General features: G+C 65.9%; 19 protein-coding genes, 1 tRNA gene and 1 pseudogene. 13 read left to right on the forward strand and 8 right to left on the reverse strand.

Annotated features, from left to right (window positions below; all coding sequences use genetic code 11):
* Nucleotides 1-110: pseudogene (locus JWQ89_RS16450) on the reverse strand (pyrimidine 5'-nucleotidase); the annotation flags it as partial.
* A 330-nt stretch (nt 111-440) separates the two neighbouring features.
* Between JWQ89_RS16450 and JWQ89_RS16455 the strand changes: the two are divergent.
* The gene (locus JWQ89_RS16455) at nt 441-1,058 is read left to right on the forward strand and encodes a TetR/AcrR family transcriptional regulator (protein ID WP_299642720.1); all 618 of its coding nucleotides are present in this window, start codon (nt 441-443) and stop codon (nt 1,056-1,058) included.
* Between the two features lie 2 nt (nt 1,059-1,060).
* Nucleotides 1,061-2,560: a DHA2 family efflux MFS transporter permease subunit gene (locus JWQ89_RS16460; RefSeq protein WP_299642721.1), complete on the forward strand. Its 1,500-nt coding sequence runs from the start codon at nt 1,061-1,063 to the stop codon at nt 2,558-2,560.
* Nucleotides 2,561-2,604: 44 nt separating this feature from the next.
* Here the strand turns inward: JWQ89_RS16460 and argB are convergent, their stop codons facing one another.
* On the reverse strand, nt 2,605-3,513 hold the full coding sequence (argB, locus tag JWQ89_RS16465; protein WP_299642723.1) for an acetylglutamate kinase: 909 nt from the start codon (nt 3,511-3,513) through the stop codon (nt 2,605-2,607).
* A gap of 140 nt (nt 3,514-3,653) precedes the next feature.
* Between argB and JWQ89_RS16470 the strand changes: the two genes are divergently transcribed.
* The 5 genes from JWQ89_RS16470 (at nt 3,654) to JWQ89_RS16490 (ending at nt 7,198) form a co-directional block, all read left to right on the forward strand.
* Nucleotides 3,654-4,202 carry a sigma-70 family RNA polymerase sigma factor gene (locus JWQ89_RS16470; protein ID WP_299642761.1) on the forward strand — a complete coding sequence of 183 codons (549 nt, stop codon included), beginning with the start codon at nt 3,654-3,656 and terminating at the stop codon, nt 4,200-4,202.
* Nucleotides 4,199-4,912: an anti-sigma factor gene (locus JWQ89_RS16475; RefSeq protein WP_299642725.1), complete on the forward strand. Its 714-nt coding sequence runs from the start codon at nt 4,199-4,201 to the stop codon at nt 4,910-4,912. Before JWQ89_RS16470 ends, JWQ89_RS16475 begins: the two co-directional genes overlap by 4 nt.
* A gap of 238 nt (nt 4,913-5,150) precedes the next feature.
* Nucleotides 5,151-5,714, forward strand: a complete 564-nt coding sequence (locus tag JWQ89_RS16480) for a fasciclin domain-containing protein (protein ID WP_299642727.1) — start codon at nt 5,151-5,153, stop codon at nt 5,712-5,714.
* Between the two features lie 145 nt (nt 5,715-5,859).
* Nucleotides 5,860-6,357 carry a peptide-methionine (R)-S-oxide reductase MsrB gene (gene msrB, locus JWQ89_RS16485; protein WP_299642729.1) on the forward strand — a complete coding sequence of 166 codons (498 nt, stop codon included), beginning with the start codon at nt 5,860-5,862 and terminating at the stop codon, nt 6,355-6,357.
* Between the two features lie 136 nt (nt 6,358-6,493).
* Nucleotides 6,494-7,198: a gamma-glutamyl-gamma-aminobutyrate hydrolase family protein gene (locus tag JWQ89_RS16490; protein WP_299642731.1), complete on the forward strand. Its 705-nt coding sequence runs from the start codon at nt 6,494-6,496 to the stop codon at nt 7,196-7,198.
* 34 nt (nt 7,199-7,232) lie between these two features.
* On the opposite strand, the gene yihA is transcribed toward JWQ89_RS16490, so the two are convergent.
* The 5 genes from yihA to rpmH form a co-directional block, all read right to left on the reverse strand.
* Complete coding sequence (gene yihA, locus JWQ89_RS16495) at nt 7,233-7,883, reverse strand: ribosome biogenesis GTP-binding protein YihA/YsxC (RefSeq protein WP_299642733.1); 651 nt, start codon at nt 7,881-7,883, stop codon at nt 7,233-7,235.
* Nucleotides 7,884-8,073: 190 nt separating this feature from the next.
* On the reverse strand, nt 8,074-8,775 hold the full coding sequence (locus JWQ89_RS16500) for a hypothetical protein (protein WP_299642735.1): 702 nt from the start codon (nt 8,773-8,775) through the stop codon (nt 8,074-8,076).
* A gap of 10 nt (nt 8,776-8,785) precedes the next feature.
* The gene (gene yidC, locus JWQ89_RS16505) at nt 8,786-10,645 is read right to left on the reverse strand and encodes a membrane protein insertase YidC (protein ID WP_299642737.1); all 1,860 of its coding nucleotides are present in this window, start codon (nt 10,643-10,645) and stop codon (nt 8,786-8,788) included.
* Entirely contained in the window at nt 10,645-10,974 is a 330-nt protein-coding gene (rnpA, locus tag JWQ89_RS16510; protein ID WP_299642739.1) for a ribonuclease P protein component, read from the reverse strand. The genes yidC and rnpA overlap by 1 nt, the downstream gene beginning before the upstream one ends.
* Before the next feature lie 43 nt (nt 10,975-11,017).
* Nucleotides 11,018-11,152: a 50S ribosomal protein L34 gene (gene rpmH, locus JWQ89_RS16515; protein ID WP_299642741.1), complete on the reverse strand. Its 135-nt coding sequence runs from the start codon at nt 11,150-11,152 to the stop codon at nt 11,018-11,020.
* A gap of 275 nt (nt 11,153-11,427) precedes the next feature.
* On the opposite strand from rpmH, the gene JWQ89_RS16520 reads away from it, so the two are divergent.
* The 3 genes from JWQ89_RS16520 to JWQ89_RS16530 all read left to right on the forward strand — a co-directional run bounded on the left by JWQ89_RS16520 (nt 11,428) and on the right by JWQ89_RS16530 (nt 14,531).
* Entirely contained in the window at nt 11,428-12,861 is a 1,434-nt protein-coding gene (locus JWQ89_RS16520; RefSeq protein ID WP_299642742.1) for an NAD(P)/FAD-dependent oxidoreductase, read from the forward strand.
* A 59-nt stretch (nt 12,862-12,920) separates the two neighbouring features.
* Nucleotides 12,921-14,351: a HAMP domain-containing sensor histidine kinase gene (locus JWQ89_RS16525; protein WP_299642744.1), complete on the forward strand. Its 1,431-nt coding sequence runs from the start codon at nt 12,921-12,923 to the stop codon at nt 14,349-14,351.
* Nucleotides 14,352-14,454: 103 nt separating this feature from the next.
* Nucleotides 14,455-14,531 (forward strand) — tRNA-Arg (locus JWQ89_RS16530).
* Nucleotides 14,532-14,740: 209 nt separating this feature from the next.
* On the opposite strand, the gene JWQ89_RS16535 is transcribed toward JWQ89_RS16530, so the two are convergent.
* The gene (locus JWQ89_RS16535) at nt 14,741-15,670 is read right to left on the reverse strand and encodes an NAD(P)-binding domain-containing protein (RefSeq protein WP_299642745.1); all 930 of its coding nucleotides are present in this window, start codon (nt 15,668-15,670) and stop codon (nt 14,741-14,743) included.
* Nucleotides 15,671-16,152: 482 nt separating this feature from the next.
* On the opposite strand from JWQ89_RS16535, the gene JWQ89_RS16540 reads away from it, so the two are divergent.
* Genes JWQ89_RS16540 through JWQ89_RS16550 form a run of 3 tightly spaced genes read left to right on the forward strand, consistent with a single transcriptional unit; the run spans nt 16,153 to nt 19,400 of the window.
* On the forward strand, nt 16,153-16,905 hold the full coding sequence (locus JWQ89_RS16540) for a gluconate 2-dehydrogenase subunit 3 family protein (RefSeq protein WP_299642747.1): 753 nt from the start codon (nt 16,153-16,155) through the stop codon (nt 16,903-16,905).
* Nucleotides 16,906-16,923: 18 nt separating this feature from the next.
* Nucleotides 16,924-18,702, forward strand: coding sequence for a GMC family oxidoreductase (locus JWQ89_RS16545; RefSeq protein WP_366144017.1), 1,779 nt, complete (start codon nt 16,924-16,926; stop codon nt 18,700-18,702).
* The gene (locus JWQ89_RS16550) at nt 18,699-19,400 is read left to right on the forward strand and encodes a c-type cytochrome (protein WP_299642748.1); all 702 of its coding nucleotides are present in this window, start codon (nt 18,699-18,701) and stop codon (nt 19,398-19,400) included. Before JWQ89_RS16545 ends, JWQ89_RS16550 begins: the two co-directional genes overlap by 4 nt.
* Nucleotides 19,401-19,406 lie beyond the last annotated feature (6 nt).

Raw genomic sequence — 19,406 nt, forward strand, 5'->3', positions numbered from 1 at the left:
TCGATCTGCGCGAACAGGTTGCACTCGCGCGGGTAGAGCGTGTTGTCCAGATCGAACACCCAGTCGGTGACATGGGAGAGCGAGCGAAGTGTCGGAGTAAGATCGTTCATCGGCGCACTATGGCAGAAATCCGCATGGCAGACATGTACGATTCGATCAATCAATCACTTGATTGAGAAACTTTGGGCGTGTAACGGGGTGCCCGGTTGGATCGGGGATTAAGGAACTGTGTCACTGCTCCAACCCCACTCTCGGTGTCATCCCAGCGAAAGCTGGACCCAACTATCCGCCGGCGTTGGCTGCGAGATAGGTCCCAGCTTTCGCTGGGATGACATCGCGGCGGGGGGCAGGGCAGCTCAACTTTCGCGACTGCCCTGACGAAATGTCGATCCCGGCGGCATTGGCGCGACATTGCCACAGAAATGCATTTCGGACTCATCATGACCATCACCCAACCCGCGACCAAACGCGAAACCACCGACGACCGCCGCCGCGCCATAGCGGCCGCGGCGCGCCGGCTGATCGTCGAGAAGGGCGTCGAGGGGCTGAGGACGCGCGACATCGCCGAGCGTGTCGGCATCAACGTCGCGACGCTGCACTACCACGTGCCGACGAAGGAAGCCCTGATCGGGCTCGTCGCCGACACCATGCGCGACGATTTCCGCGCGCAGTCGCTGCTCCGGCCGCGCGACCACCTGTCGCCCGCCGAGCGGCTCGAGCACGAGTTCTACGATTTCAGCGAGATGTTCTTCGAATATGGCGACACCCTCGCGGTCATGTCGGAGCTGATGGAGCGGGCGCGCCGCGACAGTGTCATCAACGCCGTCATGCGACCCATCCTCGCCAAATGGCACCAGATGATCGCCGCCATCCTCGGCGACGGCATCGCCGACGGGACGTTCCGCCCCGATCTCGATCCGCATCCCGGCGCCCTCATGGTCATGAGCACGCTGATCGGCTTCTGCCGCGGTCCGGATCCCTCGCCGCAATATTTCGAACGACTCTGCGCCGAACTGCGCCGCGCCCTTTACCCGCAAATACAAGTTGTCAGGGATTAGCCATGTCTTCCCAATTCCACGTGCCGCAATCGAAGGCCGACGCCGATCCCCGCCGCTGGGTGGCGCTCGCCGTGCTGCTTCTGGCCAGCTTCATGAATCTCATCGACGTCACCATCGTGAACGTCGCGCTGCCCAGCCTGCAGCTCAATCTCGGCGCCGATCCGAGCCAGATCGAGTGGGTGATCGCTGCCTACGTGCTCGCCTTCGCGCTCGGCTTGTTGCCGTTCGGCCGGCTGGGCGACATCGTCGGGCGCACCCGCATGTTCCTCATCGGCGTCGCCGCCTTCACGCTGGCTTCGGCGTTCTGCGGCCTTGCCCCCTCGATCGAGTGGCTGATCGTCGCCCGCGTGCTGCAGGGACTGGCCGGCGCTGCCATGACGCCGCAGGTGCTGGCCATCGCGCAGGTGACCTTTCCGCCCGAGGAGAAGGGCCAGGCCTTCTCGCTGTTCGGCCTCAGCGCCGGGCTTGCGGCGGTGGCCGGCCCGATCGTCGGCGGGGTGCTGATCGGCGCCGATTTCGGCGGCCTTGACTGGCGCCCGATCTTTCTCGTCAACGTGCCGTTCGGCATCCTGGCAGTGGTCGCCGGCTGGTTCCTGATCCCGCGCACGCCTGGGCATCCGGGGTTGAAGAACGACTTCGTCGGCATTGGCCTGTTCGGCGCGGCAACCGTGGCGCTGGTCTATCCGCTGATCGAGGGCCGCGCCTTCGGCTGGCCGGCCTGGGCCTGGGGGCTGATGGCCGCTTCGCTCGTCCTTGCCGGGCTGTTCGTCCTGTGGGAGCGCCGCCGCGCCGCCGCCGACGAGCCGCAACTGCTCAATTTCGGCCTGATCAGCAATCCCAACTATCTGCTCGGATTGCTCATCACCACCATCTTCGCCTCGGGTATTCCCGCGATGTTCATGGTGATCTCGCTGCTGCTGCAATCAGGGTACGGCTTCACCCCGCTCGAGTCGGGGCTGACCAACACGCCGTTCTCGGTCGGCGTGCTCGCCGTGTCGCTCTTCATCGGCCGGCTCGGCCAGCGTTACCTGCGCACCCGGCTGGCGGTCGGCGCGGCCCTGCTGGTGATCGGCATCGCCTGGCTCGACTTTGTCATCCGGGGCCTCGGCGACAGCGTCGATCACTGGACCTTCCTGCCGCCGCTCCTGCTCGCCGGCCTCGGCCTCGGGCTCGGCTTCTCCGGCCTGTTCCAGTCGGTGCTGGCGGGCGTGCCGCCGCGCGATGCTGGCGCCGGCTCGGGCGCGCTGCAGGCCTTCCAGCAGATCGGCGGCGCCATCGGCGTGGCGCTGGTGGGCGAGATCTTCTTCACCAACCTCACGGCGGGCTTTGCCGCCGGCAACGCGCCGCATGTCGCCTTCGCCGCAGCGGCGGGGCCGGCGATCCTCTATCAGGTCGCCTCGTTCGCGCTGGTGGTGATCCTCGTGCCGTTCCTGAGGATCAGGGGACCGGCGCAGCCGGGGCAGGGGCGCGAGGCCGCGCCACCGGTGGTCGCGGAGGCATGACGGAGAGGGCGCCTGCGGGCGCCCTCTCCTGTCGGGGAGCGCCCCTACCGGACGATCAGCGTACCCGCGCCATGCGCGGTGAACAGCTCCACCAGCACTACGTGCGGGGTCTTGCCATTGAGGATCACCACGCCCTCGACGCCGTTGTCGAGCGCTTCGAGGCAGGTTTCGACCTTGGGGATCATGCCGCCCGAGATGGTGCCGTCCGCCATCAGGGCCTTGGCGTCGCGCATGGTGAGCTCGGGGATGAGCTTCTTGTTGGCGTCGAGCACGCCGTCGACGTCAGTCAGGAACAGCAGGCGCTTGGCGCCGAGCGAGCCGGCGATGGCGCCCGCGAAGGTGTCGGCATTGATGTTGTAGGTGGCGCCGTCGCGGCCCGGGGCGACCGGGGCGATCACCGGGATCATCTCGGAGCGGGCGAGGAGATCGAGCAGCGTGCGGTCGACTTCCACCGGCTCGCCGACGAAACCGAGGTCGAGGGCCCGCTCGATGTTCGAGCCGGGGTCCTTGACCATCTTGGTGGCCTTCCTGGCAAACACCATGTTGCCGTCCTTGCCGCAGAGGCCGATGGCCCACTCGCCCTCGGCATTGATCAGCGCCACGATCTCCTTGTTGATCGAGCCGGCAAGGACCATCTCGACCACTTCCATGGTCCGCTTGTCGGTGACGCGCAACCCGCCCTCGAACTTCGACTCGATGCCGAGATTCTTCAGCATCGAGGCAATCTGCGGGCCGCCGCCATGGACGACGATCGGGTTTACCTTGGATTGCTTCAGGAGCGCGATGTCGCGCGCAAAGGCCTGGCCCAGCGCCACGTCGCCCATGGCGTGGCCGCCGTATTTCACGACGACGGTCTTGCCCTCGTAGCGCTGCATGTAGGGCAGCGCTTGCGACAGGATTGCCGCGTCGCGGGAAAAGCTCTCGATGTCAGGCATGGCGCGCTGTGTATCCATTATTTCCGTCCTATAGCGCATTCCATTGGAGTCGAAAGCGCTTTTGAGCCCCCGACCGCGCATCAACAGAACAAAGACGAGGATTTCGTGACCGGCGGTGGGGATAGGCACGGGCGCGGGCTTTGGCTAAGTTCGCGCGCATGAACTCCGCCGCGCCCCCCCATATCGCCGACCTGATCGCCCGCACCGCCCTGCGCGATCGCAGCGCCTTTCGCGATCTCTATGCCCGCACCAGCGCGAAACTTTTCGGCGTGACGCTGCGTATTTTGAAGGACAGATCGGAAGCCGAAGAGGCGCTCCAGGAAGTGTACGTCAAGATCTGGCAGCGCGCCGACCGCTACGTAGCCGGCGGCTACAGCCCGATCAGCTGGCTGGTGGCGGTCGCCCGCAATCATGCCCTCGACGTGCTTCGGGCGCGAAAGCCGGTGAGCGATGATATCGACCTCGTGCTCGACCTCGCCGATGGCAGTCCTGATCCTGAACAGGCCACCATCGACAGCACCGAGCGCAAGCGCATCGACGGCTGCCTCGACGAGCTCGAGAGCGACAAGGCCGATTGTGTCCGCGGGGCCTATCTCGACGGCTTCAGCTACGAGGAACTGGCGACGCGCCACAACGTGCCGCTGAACACCATGCGAACCTGGCTCCGCCGGAGCCTGTTGAAATTGAGAGAGTGTCTTTCGGCATGAGCCTCGAGGGATTGAGCGGCGGCAGGGACGACGATCAGGTGCTGGTCGCCGAATATGCGCTCGGCCTGCTCGAAGGCGGCGAGCGCGCCGCCGTGGCGCGCCGCATCGCGGCCGATCCGGCCATGGCGGCGGACTTGCGGCTGTGGCGCACAAGGCTCGCGACGCTCGACGTGCAATTCGCCGAGGTGGCGGCGCCTACCGGAGTGCTGCAGCAGGTCGAGTGGCGGCTGTTCGGCGCAGCGCCGGCGCCGGGCGGCTGGTGGAACTCGCTGGCGCTCTGGCGCGGCCTCACGGCGGCCGCAGCGGCGGTGGCCATCATCGCCATCGGCGTCAACCTTTTGCAGCCGCGGGTCGATCCGAAGGTGCTGGCCAATCAGCTGGTCGCCGCGATCCAGTCGCAGGCGGGGAGCGGCGTGGAGTTCGTAGCCCTCTACGATGAGGGCTCCGGCGAAGTGCGCATCACCTCGCTCAAGGGGGCCGCCGTGCCCGACAAGGACTACGAGCTCTGGTACATCAAGGGCGAACAGCCCGCCGTGTCGATGGGCGTGATCCCGGTCGACCAGCGCATGGAAATCCCGCTCGATCCTGCCGCGAGGGCCAATATCGCGCCCGGCACCGTGTTCGCGGTGACGCTCGAGCAGAAGGGTGGCTCGCCCACCGGCAAGGCGCAGGGCCCCATCGTCGCCGTGGGCACAGCGACGCCGATCTGATCGCCACCGAACCCAACCAGTTCAGCGGCCCGTCTCCCCCGAGGCGGGCCGCGTTGATTCGTCGCTTCCGAGGCGGGCCGGGGTACGGAGCGTCGCCCGAAATAGTTTCGTCCGATGCCGCGAATAAATCCTCCCGGACTGAAATGTGAAGAGAAACCGTTCCGCCCGGCCTTCCGTAACTCACCCTGTCCCGAACGAAGAACAATGCGGGCAATGATTTAAAGGAAGGAACCAGACAATGAAGTTCTCCACTCTGCGTGTACTCGCCGTCTCGGCCATGCTGTCCGTCTCCGCCCTGGCGGGCGTCGCCTATGCCGAGAACCCGATGGTCGGCGGCGCGCCGATGTCCGAGACCAAGGACATCATCGACAACGCCGTGAACTCGGCCGACCACACCACGCTCGTTGCCGCCGTGAAGGCCGCCGGCCTCGTCGATACGCTGAAGGGCGCTGGCCCGTTCACCGTGCTCGCCCCGGTCAACGCCGCCTTCGACGCACTGCCGGCCGGTACCGTCGACAACCTGCTGAAGCCCGAGAACAAGGCCCAGCTGACCAAAATCCTCACCTGCCACGTCATCCCGGCCAACGCGCTCGCCGCGGACATCAGCAAGATGGCCATGGATGATGGCGGCACGCACATGGTCGACACCGTCGGCGGCTGCAAGCTGGCGCTGAAGTCCGAGGGTGGCAAGGTCACCATCACCGACGAGAACGGCAACGTCGCCAATGTGACGATCGCCGACGTCGTCCAGTCGAACGGCGTCATCCACGTCATCGACAAGGTGCTGCTGCCCAAGTCGTAAGGCTCGGCAACGGCCCGCCTTCTCCGCCGCAAGAAGGGCCTTGCCTGTTTCGTGTCAGGCGGGCGAACCTCGCGGGACACGAGCATTTGAGATGAACTCCACGACAGGGCGGATAGACTGTCGGCAAGCTGAAGGGCCTCAAGTCATGCAACTCGATCGCCGGTCGTTTCTGTTCGGTGGAACTGCCGTTGTCGTACTCGGTGCGGCGGCAGCGCTGTTCCGTCCGCTGGGTCCGGGCCACGCCGCCGAAGGCACATTCGAGGTGAGTTTCACCGAGGACCAGTGGCGGGCGAAACTCCCTCCCGACGTGTTCGAAGTGCTGCGCCACGAAGCGACGGAAGTGCCCGGCTCGTCGCCGCTGCTCGAGGAGCATCGCGCCGGCACCTTCAACTGCGCCGGCTGTGCGCTGGCGTTGTTCGATTCCAAGACCAAATACGAGAGCGGCACCGGCTGGCCGAGCTTCTACCAGCCGCTCGACAATGCCGTGGGCGAAACCACCGACAACACGCTCGGCATGACCCGCACCGAAGTCCATTGCCGCCGGTGTGGCGGCCATCTCGGGCACGTCTTCAATGACGGCCCGCAGCCGACGGGCCTCCGTTACTGCATGAACGGACTGGCCCTGACGTTCACCCCGGCCTGACCGGGAGCTCCTGAGTTAGTAGCCGACCCTCCGACTGGCCCTTCACCCCTCCGGGTGGAGGGCCTCTTCTTGCAACCCCGCCCCGTCATCCGCCATCTTGCCAACCCGGGCGAACCGCCCCATCTGTTGGCGCGCCATGAAGCTCACCATCATCCAGACCGGCGACGTGCCCGCTGCGTTGCGCCCGCAATTCGGCGCCTACCCGCCGATGTTCAGGCGCATGTTCGACGAGGCCGGACAGGGGTTCGAGTACGAGACCGTCGCGGTCCATGACGGGGCGGCGTTCCCCGATGCGACAGGGCTCGACGGCATCCTGATCACCGGGTCGGCGGCCGGCGTCTATGACGACCACGCCTGGCTCGACCCGCTCCGCGCCTTCATCCGCTCGGCCTACGCCGCCGGCACGCCGATGCTGGGGATCTGCTTCGGCCACCAGATCATGGCCGATGCGCTGGGCGGCGACGTGCGCAAGTCGGACAAGGGCTGGGGCCTCGGCCGGCACACCTATGAGGTGAAGTCCCGCCCGGGCTTCCTCGCCACCGACCTGCCGGCGCTGTCGATTGCCTGCTCGCACCAGGACCAGGTGATTGTGGCACCCCGTGACGCCGAGGTGTTCCTCGGCTCGGAGTTCACCCCGAATGCCGGGCTGGTCTATGCGAATGGCAAGGCGCTGAGCCTCCAGCCGCACCCCGAGTTTCTCGACGACTACACCCTGGCGCTGGCGGAACTACGTCGCGGCAAGGCGCCGGATGCGATAGTTGATGCTGCCGTGGCCTCGGTGGCGACGCCCTCGCATAGCAGGGATATGGCGGGTTGGCTCGGGGCGTTCCTCAAGCGGTAGGGCAACGGGCCGCGTTGCCGCCGGATCCATCGGCCTACTGCTCGAGCAATGCCCGTATTTCCGCCCTTAGCAGCTCCATCCCGAACCTCGTCTCGCTCGAGGTGAGTATCAGCTCCGGGTGCGCCGCGGGGCGCTTGGCGATCTCGGCGCGGGTCTTGGCGACCGCCATTTCGAGTTCGTCGCGATTCGGCTTGTCGGCCTTGGTGACGACGATCTGGTAGCTGACTGCGGCGCGGTCGAGTTCGTTCATCACCGACTTGTCGTTGGCGTTCGGACCGTGGCGGCCGTCGATCAGCACGTAGACGCGGCGGAGGTTGGGGCGGCCGGTGAGGTAAGCGTGGATCAGTTTGGTCCACTGCTTCACTTTCTCCTCGGGCGCCTTGGCGTAGCCGTAGCCGGGCATGTCGACGATGCGGAGGTCGTCGGACTGGCTGTCGAAGATGTTGAGTTCCTGCGTGCGCCCCGGCGTGTTCGAGGTGCGGGCGAGCGCGGTGGTGCCGGTCAGCGCGTTGATCAGCGACGACTTGCCGACATTGGAGCGCCCGGCGAAGGCGATCTCCATGCGGTCGGCCGGCGGCAGGTCGGCGATCCTGACGCAGCCTTTGACGAAGGCGAAGGGCCGCGCGAACAGCAGCCGCCCGGCCTCGATCTGGTCTTCGCTGAATTTGGATTGGGTCTCGCTCATGGCTTTCCCATAGGGGAGGCAGGGGGAGAAGGGAAGAGTGGTGGGGCCGGAGCGTGGGATCCCCACCCTTGATCCCTCCCCACAAGGGGGAGGGAGACGACTGACGGCGCAATGAACTCGATCGGCCTCCCTCTCCCTTGTGGGGAGGGAATGAGGGTGGGGGTGGCCCCACGCTCCGGTCCACCCTAGGCTAAACCGGATACCCGAACGCCCGCTTCTCCAACCCCCTCGCAACAATCGCCTTCGAAAAGGCCGGCCAGTTGTCCGCCTTGTCGGCTGCTGCCCTGACCCGGTCCTGCTTGACGAGCCCGGTGAAGTGGAGCGCGGCTGGGACGCGCAGCGTCACCCCGACCTGGGCGGCCGCGGAGGCGAAGCGTTTCAGGGCCCATTCGGCAGGCTGGTCGATATCGGTTTCGTAGCGGAGGATGGGGCAGGGGAGGAACCGGCGGTTCAGCCAGTTGCGCCAGCGGTCGTACCAGCGCTCCTGCGCGTCGAGCCACAGGGCGAAGTCGTCGGCATCGAGCGTCAGCTGCAGCGCCGACGTGTCGACGCCCTGCCATTGGCCGAGCTCGATCGCCTTGCACCAACTGACATAGGCATCGATCTGGCGGCGCACCACGAAGATGACGCGCACGCCCGGCCGCGACAGCACCATGCGCTCGACGGTTTCGGCTTCCAGCGTGTCGTGCCAGAGCTTGAAGGCGAGGACGCGCTTGCGCCCGGCTTGCGCCTCGGCGGCGGCGCGCTCGAGCACGCTGTCCGGCTCGATCCGCTCGGCGAGGCTCTCGAAGAGATCGGGGAAGGTCTTGAGCTCGGCGAGATTGTCGCCGAGGCTCATCAGGTGGTTGGCGCCGGTACGGGGACCGGTGATGAGGCAGATGGTGTCGAGCACCGCTGCCTCGTCAGCTGGCCTTGCCGTCCGCTGGCTTGGGCTTCCGCTTGAAGCTTGCGGCGATGTTGGCGAAGAGATTCACCTCGGCGCCGTGGCGCTTCATGATGAAATACTGCTGCGTCACCGAAAGCGTGTTGTTCCACGCCCAGTAGATCACGAGGCCGGCGGGGAACGTGCCCAGCATGAAGGTGAAGATCACAGTCATCCAGTTGAAGATCATGGCCTGCGTCGGATCCGGCGGCGGCGGGTTGAGCTTCATCTGCACCCACATCGTGACACCCATGATCACCGGCCAGACGCCGAGGTGGAGAAGACCGCCGATCACCGGTAGAGCGACGGGGTTCCACGGGATCAGGCCGAACAGCGTGAAGATGTTGGTCGGGTCCGGGGCCGCGAGGTCGACGATCCAGCCGAAGAACGGCGCATGGCGCATCTCGAGCGAGATGAAGAGCACGGTGTAGAGCGAGAAGAACACCGGGATCTGGATGAGGATCGGCCAGCAGCCCGAGAGCGGGTTGATCTTCTCTTTCTTGTAGAGCTCCATCATCGCCTGCTGCTGCGCAGCGCGATCGTCCTTGAAGCGCTCCTGGATCGCCTTCATCTCCGGCTGCACGCGCCGCATCGCCGCCATCGAGGCGTAGGAGCGGCTGGCCAGCGGGAAGAACAGCGCCTTGACGATGACGGTTACGGCGAGGATGGCGAGGCCGAAATTGCCCAGGATTCCATAGAGGAACTGCAGGAGCTCGAACATCGGGCGGGTGATGAAGTGCAGCCAGCCCCAGTCGATCAGGAGCTCCAGCCGGTCGAAGCCGTAGGTCTTGTCGTAGTTGTCGATGATGCGCGTCTGCTTGGCGCCGGCGAATACGTAGGACTTCGACTGCGCGGTGCCGCCGGCCGGGACGACCACCGGGGTGCTCCCGACATAGCTGGTCTGGAAGACGTCGAGGCCGCCCGAGCTGGTGTGGGAGAAGCGCGCATTCAGCGGCGCGCCCGGCTCCGAGAGCACGGCCGTGGCCCAGTACTTGTCGGTGATGCCGAGCCAGCCGCCGGTCGGGCTGGTGTAGTCGGCCGGCTCGTCGACCTTGAGGTCGGAGTACTTCTTCGAGACGAGGTTGTTGGGTCCGAGGACGCCGAGCGGGCCTTCGTGCTGGACGAAGAAGTTCTGCACGTGCGGGATGCCTTGGCGCACGACGCGGGAATAGGGATAGAGCGCCACGTCGCCGCCGGTCTTGTTCTCGACCGACTGGGTGACGGTGAAGAGGTAATTCTCGTCGATATTGAGCAGGCGGCGGAAGGTGAGGCCCGCGCCATTGTCCCACACCAGCGTCACCGGGGTGTCCGGGGTGAGCGTCTGGTTGGCGCCCTCGACCGCCCACACCGTATCGGCGCCCGGTAGAGCGGCAGTCGCGCCGGCCACCGGGGCCCAGCCCTGCTCGACATAGTAGCCGCCGGGCGCGCCCGGCGGGACCAGCAGGGTGATGATCGGTGAATTGGGATCGACCGTCTCGGTATAGCGCTTCAGCTGCAGGTCATCGAGCCGCGCGCCGGTGAGGGCGATGGAGCCGGAGACGGCGGGCGTATCGATCTTGACGCGCGGCGTCGCGGCGAGCGCCGCAGTGCGGTCCGCAAAGGTGGCGTTGCCGGCGCTGTCGGTGACCGCCGCCGGGGCGGTGCCGTTCGCCGCCGGGGTGGCGAGGCCACCGTCGGTGGTGGTGGCGCCTACCTGCTGGGTCTGTTGGGCCTGCTGCGCCGCAGCGCGTTTCTGCGCCTGGTCAAGCTGTGGCCCGGCAACGAAGAACTGCCATCCGAACAGCACCACGACGCTGAGCACGATCGCAATGATCATGTTGCGGTTGTTTTCGGACTGCATCAGCTTTTCTTCTTCAGGTGTATCTTGGAAATCGAGGCGGCCAGGTCGGTGACCAATTGGCCGAACGGAATGCTCAGCGCCTCGCGGCGGCCGACGAGCACGTAGTCATGTTGGGGCTCGAACCCGTTCTCGCAAGCCTTGGCTGCGGCCCGAAGGCGCCGGCGGATGCGATTGCGCTCGGGCGAGTTGCCCATCTGCTTGGTGACGGTGAAGCCGATCCCCGGACGATCAATATTTCGCGCGTTCGCCTGCAGCGAAAACGCAGAGCGCCCGACGCGCTTGCCTCGGGCGGCTCCCAGGAATTCGGACCGGTTCTTGAGGCGCCGCAAAGCGCCGCCCTCCTGCGGTATGGCCGTGTTCACGGCCAATGCCTTAGGCCGAGAGCTTGGCGCGGCCGACGGCGCGGCGGCGGCTCAGCACCTTGCGACCGTTCTTGGTTGCCATGCGGGCGCGGAAACCGTGCCGGCGGGTGCGAACGAGCGTGCTCGGCTGGAAAGTACGTTTCATGACATCAGACCACGCCGGCGCGCGGTTCCTCTTATACTTACTGTCGCAAGATGCGTGCCGGCCGGGCCCGTGTACGGACGCCTACGGCAGATTGGGGCGGCTTATATGGAATTGGATCGGTGAAGTCAACGCGACCGGGCTGCGGCAGAACCGCTTTTCCGGCCGCCGAATTCGTCCGATTTCCACATTGGCTTGGTACCTGCCACTATTGTCGGAACCAAAGCCGGTGATAATGAGGCGCGGGGCTTGGACCCCGGTGCACCAAGAGGGCGAGATTGGCCGAAATCCTTAATCCCGACCTCTGCGTGATCGGGGCCGGATCGGGCGGCCTTGCCGTTGCCGAGGTGGCGCGTGCCTATGGCGCCTCGGTGGTGCTGGTCGAGAAAGCCAGGCTGGGCGGCAACGCCCTCCATACCGGGGCCATTCCAGCGAAGGCCCTGGCGGCCGCCGCCGCCCATGCCCAGGCGATGCGCGACGGCCCTCAGTTCGGCATCGCCGCCGACGACCCAAAGATCAATTTCCGCCGTGTGCATGACCATGTCGAGCAGGTGATCGCGGCGCTGGCGCCGATGAGCGCGGCGGCCCGCATCGAGGCGCTGGGCGTCGATATCGTGCACGGCACGGCCCGCTTCATCAACCGCCGTGCGGTCGTCGCCGGCGAGACCGAGATCCGCGCCCGCCGCTTCGTCATCGCGACGGGTGCGAAACTGCCGGTGCCCGCGATCCCGGGGCTCGACGCCGTGCCGTATTTCACCAGCGAGACCATTCTCGACAATACGAGGAAACTCACCCACCTCGTCGTCATCGGCGGCGGGCCGCTCGGGCTCGAACTGGCCCAGGCCCACGCCCGGCTGGGCACCGAGGTGACGGTGGTGGAGAACGGCCCGCTGCTCGCCGGTTTCGATCCCGAACTTGCCGCGGTGGCACTGAAGCGGCTGGCGGAGGACGGGGTCGCGCTTCGCCCCAATTGTGCGGTGAGCGCCATCCTGCCGCGCTCGATGGGCATCGGCGTCGCGGTACGGAGCGGCGAGACCGACGAACTGCTCGATGCGTCGCACATTCTTGTCGCCGGCGAGCGGGTTCCCAATCTCGACGGGCTGGAGCTCGACAAGGCCGGCATCAGGTCGAGCAAGGCCGAGCCGCACCTGCTGCAGTTGTCGCCGTTGCTGAAGACCAGCAACCCGCGCGTCTACGCCGTCGGCGAAGCCGCCGGCGGCCAGTCGGTGCAGGCGGCGGTGCGGCAGGCTCAGGTCGTGGTGCGCAACGCGCTGCTCGGTGCGATGGCGCGGCCGGACCCCCTGCGCGTGCCGCACGTCGTCTCGACCGAACCCGAGCTTGCCGAGATCGGGCTCAACGAGGGCCTCGCCCGCGCCCGGCATGGCGCCAATTTCCGTGTCACCCGCTGGTCGTTCGCGGATAACGATCGCGCCCGCGCCGCACGCGAGACCTACGGCCTCGCCAAGCTGATCACCGATCGCTCCGGCCGCATTCTCGGTGCCGGCGTGGCCGGGCCTGGGGCGAGCGAACTGGTGGCGCTATTCTCGCTCGCCATGTCCGGTGGGCTCACGGCCGGCGATCTCGCCGACTTCGTCGCACCTTACCCGTCCCATGCCGAGATCGCGGTGCGGCTCGGCGAGGAATTCCGCCGCGCCGATGCGCAGAAGCCGCTGATCAGGCAGTGGATCAGTCTCAACAAGCTGCTCGGCTAAGACCTATTGTCACGTGTTGTCGCTGGAAAGCTGTTGCTTTCCCCGCTAAGCATCGCTGAATGGCCACACACAACCGCGCGATGCCGGGTCCGTTTTCCGGGCTGTCCGTCAAGATCATCGCCACCATCATCGTGGTGATTCTTGCGGTCGAGGTGGCGATCTACCTGCCTTCGGCCGCCAATTTCCGCTACAGCTGGCTCAATGATCGCCTGCGCGTCGGCATCGTCGCGGCGCGAGTGCTCGACGCGGTGCCCGATGCCATGAACCTGCCGCGTACGCTCACCGACCGGCTGCTGAACTCGGCCGGGGCGCTCGCCATCGTCTATCGCCGCGAGGGGCAGAGCCAGCTCATCGAGCTCGAGAACGTCACCATGCCGACCGAGGCGGTGACCGTCGACCTGCGCCAGCACGATCCGGCGACGCTGATCCTCGGCGCCCTCGAGACATTGCTATTCGGCTCCAATCGCACGCTGCGCATCGTCGGCGAGGAGAATGGCCAGCCCGACCGGGTCATCGAGGTGCTGACGCCGGAGGCGCCGCTGAGGGCCGAACTGCTGGTCTACTCGCGCAACCTGTTCTTCCTGTCGCTGATCCTCGCCATCATCACCTCGGCGGTGCTCTACGTCTTCGTTTCGCGCATCCTCATCGCCCCGATCCGCCGCCTGACCGGCAGCATGGTGGATTTCTCCGAGGCCCCGGAGAATGCGGCGCTGATCGTCACCCCCAGCAACCGCAAGGACGAGATCGGCATCATGGAGCGCGAGCTCGCGGCGATGGAATCCGACATCTACTCGATGCTGCGCCAGCGCCGCCACCTCGCCGACCTCGGCCTCGCGGTGGCCAAGATCAACCATGATCTCCGCAACACCCTGACCTCGGCGCAACTGCTCTCCGACCAGGTGGCCAATGTCGACGATCCCAAGGTGCAGCGCCTCGCGCCGCGCCTCGTGCTGTCGATCGACAAGGCGATCGGCTTCGCCCAGTCGGTCCTCGACTATGGCCGCCAGAGCGCCACCCCGCCACGGCCGGTGCCGGTCGACCTGCATCTGCTGCTTGACGAGGCCGCGTTCGATGCCGGGCTCGTCGGCCACCCGTCCATCCGCTGGACCAACGGGGTGCCCGACGCGGTATCGATTTCCGCCGATCCGGACCAGTTCGCGCGCATCTTTGACAACCTCTTGAAGAACGCCCGCGAGGCCTTCGAATCGGCCGGCAGCCGGATCGAGGCGCCCTATGTCGAGGTCACTTTCAACGAGACCGACGAGTGGCTGACCCTATCGGTTTCCGACAACGGTCCGGGCCTGCCGCCGCGGGCACGGGAGAACCTGTTCGTCGCCTTCGAGGGCTCTGCCCGGGCCGGCGGTACGGGCCTCGGCCTCGCCATCGCCCGCGAACTGACCGAGGCGCATGGCGGCCGGCTGAGCTTCGTCGACCAGCCGGTCGGTACCCGCTTCGACGTGACGCTGCCCCGCGCCATCCGCATCGCCTGAGCCGTCGTCAAGGCGCCGAAAATGACGTCGCCACGATACTTGCAATGCCGCACCGCCCCATGTATGGGTCACGCCGTTCGCCGGAACGATACCCCGGCCGTGCGCGCCCTTAGCTCAGCTGGATAGAGCACCAGACTACGAATCTGGGGGTCAGGAGTTCGAATCTCTTAGGGCGCGCCAATCTTGCATGTGCATTACAGGCCGATCTGCTGAGGGCGGCGCACTCGCTAGAGTGGCCGAGCTGGCCTGCTGGCCCTTAAGATGATGCCGCGCTCCATTGCGTCCCTGTCCAACCATCAAGCGGCTGCCGGTGCCGATGAGCGAGTGCCTCGATCCACGGTTGCGGCCAATGTCGGCGGCTAGCGTTCCCGGGTCTTGCCGCCCGGTGGCTAGCCTCGCCTCTCGGCCCTCCTGAGCGTGTCCGCGCTCCGTTGCAGGGCCTGCCGTTCGTCGTCCGACATGTCCGGTTCCATCACGCCGGTGACGCCGCCGCTGCCGACAATGCTGGGCAGTGAAAGGGTCGCGCCGTATTGCTGGTGATAGCTGCCGATGGGCACGACCGCCTTTTCGTCGCGGAGGATCATTTCGGCGATGCGTACCGAGACGATGCCTACCCCGTACTGGCTGGCATTGTTGCCTTCGATGATAGTGATGTTGGCGTAGCGGACCGCGGCCTCGACGCGCTTGCGGAACTCGTCCCGGTTCTGACCGCGACGCTCGATCTCCCCGAGCAGCGGAACCCCGGCGACACGGGCCGACGACCACACGAATACCTCCGACGTGCCGTGTTCTCCGATGACCTGGGCCTCGACGAAGGCCGGGCTGACGCCGAGTTCGTGGCCGAGATGGACGCGAAATCGAAGGCTGTCGAGGTAGGTGCCCGTGCTGAGGACGCGGTCGTGACCGGCCAGCCGGCGCGTACGGTCGGCCAGCGCGTCCGGAGGGTCAGTCACGACGAGCAGCAGGGCGTCCGGCGCCGCGCGGACGACCTGGGGCACGATGTCTTCGAAGATCTTGACGTTCGCTTCGAGCAGCCTGAGGCGTCCGGCCGGGTCATTGCGGTCGGTGGCGCCGCCGGTCTTTTCGTTCACGCCTGCCGTGATCATGACCACCGCGGCGCCAGCCAGGTCGTCGTAGTCGCCGTCGCGGATATCGGTGGCCGGGGTCAGCGGCGTTCCGTATCCCATATCGGTTGCGATCGCCTCGGCGCGCTTGCGGGTGCGGTTGACCAGCACGATCTCGCGTGCCGTCCCGCGCGTCACGGCGGCGAGGGCGCACGCGGACCCGACCGTGCCCATCCCGACAATGCCAATCTTCATGATCGTCACTCCTTTGTCCTGTGCGCGCGGGGATCCGCGCACCGCGTTTGCTCCGCTATGGTTCTCAAAGCCTCTCGCCATGCTTTCGCGGTGTTGCGGCGAGCGCGGCTATCTTGCCGAGTTCCAGCTTGCGACGGCAGCCGCTCCGGCCTGCGCCGCAAGGCGATCTGGCCGGCGACGGCCAAAGGGCGCTACGGTCCACTGGACAGTATGCGATCTACGCAGTATGATGGCATTCACAGTAATTGCCGAATTCATCAGTATTCGATCGGGAGATCGCGATGAGTTGGCGGCATTGCAGGCTAGCTTCCAGTTGCTTGGTGCAATTTATGTTGCACTTTGTTGCCGTAGAGCGCATTTTCTCCTGCATGATTACTTGATCGCCGAGGAACGAACTAAGCTTTAGGGCGCTCGCTGTTATCTGAAAATTCCGGGATCTAGCCACAATGGTAAAGGTTTCGCGCAGGACGGTACTGAAGGGCGTGGGAGCGCTCGGCGCCTCTGTATTGCCCATTGCTGCTGCCTCCGGTGCTGCCGAGGCACAACAAGCACCCACACCTGAGGCACAGCCTGCGGCTCCTGCCCCTACGGCCCCTCCCGCTCCGGCCCCTTCTTCGACGGCCCCGTCCTACACTTATCTTTTCTTCAATACCGATGAGGCCGCCTTCATCGAGGCCGCCGTTGCCCGCCTCATTCCCAAGGACGACCAGTGGGGCGGCGCGCTCGAAGCAGGGGTGTCGAACTACATCGACAAGGAAATGGCGTCCGGGTGGGGCGCGGGAGAGCGATTGTACCGCAGCGGCCCATGGCAGGCCGGCACGCCAAGCCAAGGCTATCAACTCGCCTTCACGCCCGCCGAGCTGTTTCGGACGGCGATGCGCGCGATCAATGCCGAACTGTCCCAGACCCCGTTCGCAAAGATGAGTCCTGCCGACCAGGACACCTATCTCAAGGGACTGCAGGCGGGCGGCAAGGATCTCGGCGGGGTTCCCTCCGCCGAATTCTTCGCCGAGCTGTGGGAGGCCACCATCGAGGGCTTTTTCAGCGACCCCGTCTATGGCGGTAACCAGGATATGCTCTCCTGGCGGATGCTCGGTTTCCCGGGCGCCTATGCCTCGTACTACGATCTCGTCGACCAGCACGGCATCAAGTTCGATCGGGCTCCCACGAGCCTCGCCGAGAACATTCACGGACACATCACCCTCGATCCGGGCATCCCGGCCCGCTCACCCTGACCAAGGTGGAGATCAAAAGTGGCAGACGTCCTGCAGTCGGTTGATGTCGTGACCATCGGTGTTGGCCTCACCGGCACGATGGCAGCGCTGGAACTGGGGAAGCTGGGACTGAAGATCGTCGGAATTGAAAGCGGCGCACCACGCGAGACGGTGCCGGATTTCCAGTCACCTGCGATCCACGACGAACTCCGCTTCTCGATCCGCAAGGCGATGATGCAGGACAACGTCAAACAGACGGTGACCTTCCGCAACAGTTCGGACCAGACGGCCCTGCCGATCCGCCGCTGGCAAAGCTTCCTGCCCGGGACGGGCCTGGGGGGCTCGTTCGTGCACTGGAACGGGCAGACCTACCGGTACCAGGTCGCCGACTTCATCTACAAGACGCATCTGGCCGAGCGCTATGGCGCGAACTTCGTCGAGCAGTGCGGACCCGAGCTGATCGTGCAGGACTGGGGCGTCACCTATGACGAACTCGAGCCCCATTACGACCGCTTCGAGTATCTGCTGGGGACAAGTGGCCAGGCCGGCAATATCAACGGACAGATCGTGCCGGGCGGCAATCCGTTCGAAGCGCCACGCACGCGCGGCTACCCAACTCCGCCAATGAAGGAGCCCTATTTCGGGGCGATCTTTCGCAAGGGAGCCGACAGTCTCGGCTACCATCCCTATCCGCAGCCATCCTCGAACCTGAGCCAGCCCTACACCAATCCGGAGGGCCTGGAGCTTGGACAGTGCGTGTTCTGCGGCTTTTGCGAACGCTATGCGTGCGAGCATTTCGCCAAGGCCAGCCCCCAGACGACGATGCTGCCAGTGTTGCTGAAGATGCCGAACTACGAGCTGCGAACCAACTGCCAGGTGTTGAAAATCAACCTGGACTCAACCGGCACGCAGGCCACCGGCGTCACCTACGCAGACGCCACCGGCCACGAATACGAGCAGCCGGCCAACCTGGTGCTGGTCACGGCGTTCCCGCTCAACAACGTCCGCATGCTGCTGGTTTCGGGTATCGGCAAACCCTACAACCCGACGACCGGCGAGGGCGTGGTTGGACGGAGCTACTCCTATCAGACCACCGGTGGGGCGACGGTGTTCCTGGACGAGAGCATCAACATCAATCCCTACATGGCGTCGGGCGCCAACGGCACGGTGATCGACGATTTCGGCGGTGACAATTTCGACCACGCGCAGCTCGGCTTCATCGGGGGACAATATGTCGGCGCGATCATGACCTCGGGCCGCCCGATCGAGAACCACCCCACGCCCTCGGGCACTCCTGCCTGGGGCCTCGAATGGAAGCAGGCTGTCGCGCGTCACTACAACCACACCATACTGGTTGGGCAATACGGCACCTCCACGTCGAGCCGGCTGAACTATCTGGACCTCGACCCAACGTACAAGGACGCGTGGGGCATGCCGCTCCTGCGCATGACGTTCGACTTCCCTGAGAACGACATCCGGATGTCGCAGTACATCGCCGACAAAGTCGTCCAGATCGGGCAGGCGATGGGCGGCACGAGCATCATCCGTGGCGGTACCACCCGGCCGTACACGACGACCGTATATCAGACCACACACAACGCGGGCGGTGCGATCATGGGCGCCGATCCGAACACCAGCGTCGTCAACCGCTATCTGCAGTCCTGGGACGTCCACAACGTGTTCAGCCTGGGCGGCTCGGCGATCCCCCAGAACGCCGCCTACAATCTTACGGACACGGTTGGTGCGCTGACCTACTGGGCGCTGGATGCGATCCAGAACCAGTACCTGAAGTCGCCTGGGCCGCTGGTGCCAAAATGACTCTCGGTCGTCTCCCGTCCGTTGCACTCGCCGCGATCCTCGTCGCCGCCCCCGGCCTCATCTACGCGGCGATGGCGCAGACCCAGTCCGACACGCCGGCGCCCGACCGCGGGCGCGGCGCGATAATCGCGGCCCAAGGCACGGCATCGGGCGCACCGGCTTGCGCGCTATGCCACGCCTTCGATGGTGCATCCGACGGAAGCGGGGCGTTCCCTAGAATCGCCGGCCAGCCAGCCTCGTACCTTGCAACACAGCTGGGATATTTTGCCTCCGGTGTGCGCAACAGCGCCATCATGTCCCCGATCGGCAAGGCGCTGAGCGCTGAAGACGTGGCCGCCGTGACGGCCTATTTTGCCGAACTCGACGTTCCGTTCCTGCCGCTCGCGCAGCCTGACGAAACACTGGTCAAGGCCGGCCAGGAGCTTGCCAAGGTCGGCAATGCGGCCCGTGGGATTCAGGCCTGCGACAATTGCCACGGCCCGGAGGGCGCGGGCGAGCCGCCGGTTATCCCGTACCTCGCCGGCCAATACGCGAGCTACATCGCCTTCGAATTGCAGATGTGGCAGAGCGGCTACCGCACCAGCAGCCCCGAGGAGATGGCCCCGTTGGCTGCCAAGCTCACCGCTGAGGATGTCGCGGCGGTCGCCGCATACTACCAGCAGGTCCGCGGGTCCGACGCCATCGTGGCACCGCAATAGGAGGTC

It is taken from the genome of Devosia sp., from assembly GCF_028290645.1.
Lineage (GTDB): Bacteria > Pseudomonadota > Alphaproteobacteria > Rhizobiales > Devosiaceae > Devosia_A.

Excerpts from the sequence above, each read along its gene's own strand:
- JWQ89_RS16455 (WP_299642720.1), top strand. The coding sequence starts at position 441 with ATGACCATCACCCAACCCGCGACCAAACGCGAAACCACCGACGACCGC.
- JWQ89_RS16460 (WP_299642721.1), top strand. The coding sequence starts at position 1,061 with ATGTCTTCCCAATTCCACGTGCCGCAATCGAAGGCCGACGCCGATCCC.
- argB (WP_299642723.1), bottom strand. The coding sequence starts at position 3,513 with ATGGATACACAGCGCGCCATGCCTGACATCGAGAGCTTTTCCCGCGAC.
- JWQ89_RS16470 (WP_299642761.1), top strand. The coding sequence starts at position 3,654 with ATGAACTCCGCCGCGCCCCCCCATATCGCCGACCTGATCGCCCGCACC.
- JWQ89_RS16475 (WP_299642725.1), top strand. The coding sequence starts at position 4,199 with ATGAGCCTCGAGGGATTGAGCGGCGGCAGGGACGACGATCAGGTGCTG.
- JWQ89_RS16480 (WP_299642727.1), top strand. The coding sequence starts at position 5,151 with ATGAAGTTCTCCACTCTGCGTGTACTCGCCGTCTCGGCCATGCTGTCC.
- msrB (WP_299642729.1), top strand. The coding sequence starts at position 5,860 with ATGCAACTCGATCGCCGGTCGTTTCTGTTCGGTGGAACTGCCGTTGTC.
- JWQ89_RS16490 (WP_299642731.1), top strand. The coding sequence starts at position 6,494 with ATGAAGCTCACCATCATCCAGACCGGCGACGTGCCCGCTGCGTTGCGC.
- yihA (WP_299642733.1), bottom strand. The coding sequence starts at position 7,883 with ATGAGCGAGACCCAATCCAAATTCAGCGAAGACCAGATCGAGGCCGGG.
- yidC (WP_299642737.1), bottom strand. The coding sequence starts at position 10,645 with ATGCAGTCCGAAAACAACCGCAACATGATCATTGCGATCGTGCTCAGC.
- rpmH (WP_299642741.1), bottom strand. The coding sequence starts at position 11,152 with ATGAAACGTACTTTCCAGCCGAGCACGCTCGTTCGCACCCGCCGGCAC.
- JWQ89_RS16525 (WP_299642744.1), top strand. The coding sequence starts at position 12,921 with ATGGCCACACACAACCGCGCGATGCCGGGTCCGTTTTCCGGGCTGTCC.
- JWQ89_RS16535 (WP_299642745.1), bottom strand. The coding sequence starts at position 15,670 with ATGAAGATTGGCATTGTCGGGATGGGCACGGTCGGGTCCGCGTGCGCC.
- JWQ89_RS16550 (WP_299642748.1), top strand. The coding sequence starts at position 18,699 with ATGACTCTCGGTCGTCTCCCGTCCGTTGCACTCGCCGCGATCCTCGTC.